This window comes from Streptomyces mayteni (assembly GCF_054783955.1).
Map to the genome: position 1 here is coordinate 1 of NZ_BAAGPR010000234.1, position 3,658 is coordinate 3,658.

Here is a 3,658-nt window from a genome sequence, read left to right on the forward strand (position 1 = left end):
CCCGCGCCGGGCGGCGCCGGCGTGGGCGCCGGCGCGGTAGGCCGCGATGGCGCCGATGCGCGCGGCGCGCTCGGCCGGGTCGAGGCCGGCGGGGGTGGGGGCGTCACCACCCTCGAAGTCCCAGCTGCTCGGCAGCCCTTCGTCCTGCGGCGGCTGACCGCCCTGGCTGCGCATCCTGGCCACCAGATCGGCCGCCGGCTGCTCGCCGTTGCCACCGCGCTGCCAGCGCCGGTACGCCTCGGGCCCAGGACTCTGCGGGCCCTCCCTGACGAAGCCGGGCGGCGGCGCGCTGACCGCCAGCGGATCGACGGGCGGCCCGCCGCCGTTGGCCCCCCACGGGGTGTCCTGGGGGGCACCGGGCGCCTCGGCGCCCTCGGGCACCCAGGCGAGCCCAGGGTCGTACGGCCCCTGATCCACCTGGGGGAGCTGGGAGGTCCCGGAGGGCAGCGGGGTCCGGGGCGGCTGGTGGGCATGCGGGAGTTGGGCCCCCTGGGTGATCTGGGGCAGGGCGCCGGTGCCCCAGTCGGCGCCGGGGCCCACCCTGGGCAGCTCACCGGTCTCCGCGGGGCCGGCGGGGCGCGGCCGCGGCTCCCGCACGAACGTCTCAGGCACGCCGGACGGCAACGGGTCGTAACCGCACAGCACTTCCTCCGCCGCCCCGGCCGCCAGGCCGGTCAGCACGGCGCGCCCGTCGTCGCAGATCAGCACGGTGCGCGCGGTGACGTTGCCGTGGGTCCAGCCGTGGGCGTGCACGATCCGGAGCGCGGCCAGCAGGTCGGCGGCCACCTCGGCCGCCCGGTAGGGGCCGAGCCGCTCCTCGGCCAGCACGGCGGCCAGCGGCCTCGCGGGCAGTAACTCGCTGACGATCCAGAGGCCGTCGCCCTGCACGAAGACGTCGAAGACCTGGTCGAGGCGCGGGTGGTCGGGCAGCCCGGCCGCGGCCGCGGCGGCCTCGACGGCCCGCCTGACCACCGGATCGTCCGGCACCCGGGTGGCCCGGTCGGCGGCCGCCCCGCGCACGCCGGCCGGCCGGCCGAGGTGTCCTTCGTCGTCGAGCGTCTCGGCGTCGACCACCTCGGGCAACGGCACCTGGCGCACCAGGACTTCCTGGCCGCTCGCCGTGTCGAAGGCCCGGGACTCGACGAACTCGAACTCGTCGGCGGGGGTCCTGGGGAGCCGGTAGCGATCGGCCAGTAGCCGACCCGTGTAGTGGTCCATGAAGCCTCCCCACCGCTCCCGCGTTCCGGGCACAACCGGTCTTCCACGATACGGGTCGTAGCACCACCACGGCTACGGTCCGTCAACTCCAGTTATGGTTCAGTCCAGGGGCTGGAACGTCTGAAACGCCGTCTCGCGGAGCGTCTGGCAGTCGCCCTCGTCCCATGCGTCGGCGGCGCAGGTGATCATGATCGCGTAACCATGGTCGTCGTCGACCCGGAAGCCGCGGTTCAGCACCCGGACCCGCTCGCCGTCCTCCGTGCGCTCGAACCGCCAGTCGGCGACGGTGGGATAGTCCCGCCAGTCCACCGACTCGATGCCCAGCAGTTCGTAGTCGTTGCTGTTGCGTCGGACCGTCGGCTCCAGCTCGCGCCAGGACGCCTCGGCGTCCTCCCCAGGGCTGTTGGTGAAGTCGACCTGGAGCTTGGGGAGCCCGCCGCCCGGCGCGCTGTAGATGCCGCCCGAGTTCTGGCCGGCTATGCCGACGCGCTCCCAGCCCTGCGGCAACGATATCCGGAACCCGAAGTCCTCATCCACGATTTCGGTGTATCCGGCCGGATCGCCGGGCTCCGCGTCCGGATCGGTCTCCGGCGAGGTGCCGGGCGGCGCTTCGCCCTCCCCCGTGTCGCCCGCGCCCTCGTCCTCGCCGTCGGACGGCGGCGCGGGATCGTCACCCCGCCCCTGGTCCGAGTCCTGGTTGGTCTCGTTCGACGGCTCGTCGGACGGCCGGTCGGCCGGGTCGTCGCCGACGTCCTGCGTCTGCTCCCCGCCGGCCGCCCCGTCGTCCGCGCCCGAGTCGTCGTCCCCACCCAGCGTCAGGGCGAGGGTGGTGCCGAGCACGGCGAGCAGCACGACCACCACGGCGGCGGCGATCAGCATCCGGCGGCGCCGCTCGTCGCCGGCGCCGGCCGGGGCCACGGGCGTCGCCGCCGTCTCGCCCGGGTCGCGGCCCAGCTTGGCGAGCCCGACCACCACCGTGCGGTCGTCCGAGCGGTCCGGCTCGCGCAGCGCCGCGGCCAGCGACTCCCGCGCGGCCGGCTCGTCGAGCCGCCCCTCCGGGTCCTTGACCAGCAGCCCGTTGATCACCTCGGTCAGAGGACCGGCCTGGGTCGGCGGGGTGACCGGGTCGTGCATCACGGCGGCGAGGGTGGCGATCGCCCCGCCCTCGTCGTACGGCGGGCGGCCCTCCACGCAGCAGTACAGCAGGGCGCCGAGCGACCACATGTCGGCCGGCGGCCCCGGCGTCTGCCCCCTGGCCCGCTCCGGCGAGATGTAGGAGGGCGCGCCGACCAGCATGCCGGTCGAGGTGATCGACGGGTCGCCCTCGACCTTGGCGATGCCGAAGTCGGTGAGCACGACGCGGCCGTCGTCCGCGGAGACGAGGACGTTGGACGGCTTCACGTCCCGGTGCAGGATGCCGGCCGCGTGCGCGGCGCGCAGCACGTCGAGTATGTCGAGGCCGATCTTCGCCGCCTGACGGGGCGGCATCGGACCGTCGCGCCGGATGATCTCGGCGAGCGAACGGCCCTCGATCAGCTCCATCACGATCCACGGCCTGGCGCCCTCGTCCACCACGTCGTAGACGGTGACGACGCCCCGGCTGCGGATGGTGGCGATGGCCTTGGCCTCCCGCATGGTGCGGGTGATCATGCGGCGCCGCTCGGCCTCGTCGACGCCGGCCGGCAGCCGCAGCTCCTTCACGGCGACGCTGCGGCCGAGGACCTCGTCCGTGGCCTCCCACACCGTGCCCATGCCGCCACGCCCGACAACGGACCCGAGCCGGTAACGGCCGTTGAGCAGCGGCCCCCCGGCCCCCTCGGCGGCGACCGCCTGTCTCTCGGCCCGGGCCGGCGCCGAAGGCTCCGCGTCGGCCTTCACGACCTTCTCGGCCTTCGCGGCCTTCGCGGCCTTCGCGGCCTTCGCGGCCTTCTCGACCTTCTCGGCCTCGCGCCCCGCGCGGGGGGCGGCCCGTGCCGCAGGCGCGCCGCCACCGGCCGGGGCACCCTCCTCGTCCGCGGAATCGGCCACGGCGTCGGCCGGAGCCGAGGGCTCCGCGTCGTCCGCGCCGGAGGCGGCCTTCCGGCCACCGGCCGGGGGCTCGGCCCGGCCGCCGCCCGCCCCGCGCTCCGCGCGGGGGTCGGCCGGAGCCGCGGCCTCGTCGCCACCATCGCCGGCGCCGGCTCCGGCGTCGGTCGTCTGATCGTCTGTCACCGAGCCGCCGGTAGGCGTCTTCGTCCGGTCGGCTTCACCCTTGTCCTGCTGGCCCATGCGTCGCGTCCCCTCCGGCTTCCCCGGCCATTGTCACCCATCCGACCGACAGCCGGACGCGCGACGCCGGCTAGATGTATTGCCCTGTGAGGTTGGGGACGCGGCTGGCGGGTGGTTGGCCTGCGAGTGCGGTGTGTCCGCGGTGGTGATTGTAGGTGTGGAGCCAGTTGGG

General features: G+C 75.4%; 2 protein-coding genes and 1 pseudogene. All 3 read right to left on the reverse strand.

Features of this window, described 5'->3' with window-relative positions; translation table 11 throughout:
* On the reverse strand, positions 1 to 1,218 hold a 1,218-nt coding region (locus ACYVPE_RS39490), incomplete at its 3' end, for a protein kinase family protein (RefSeq protein ID WP_461038678.1).
* A gap of 99 nt (positions 1,219 to 1,317) precedes the next feature.
* Positions 1,318 to 3,429, reverse strand: coding sequence for a serine/threonine-protein kinase (locus ACYVPE_RS39495; RefSeq protein WP_461038679.1), 2,112 nt, complete (start codon positions 3,427 to 3,429; stop codon positions 1,318 to 1,320).
* 127 nt (positions 3,430 to 3,556) lie between these two features.
* Positions 3,557 to 3,658 (reverse strand): annotated as a pseudogene (locus ACYVPE_RS39500) (IS481 family transposase); the annotation flags it as partial.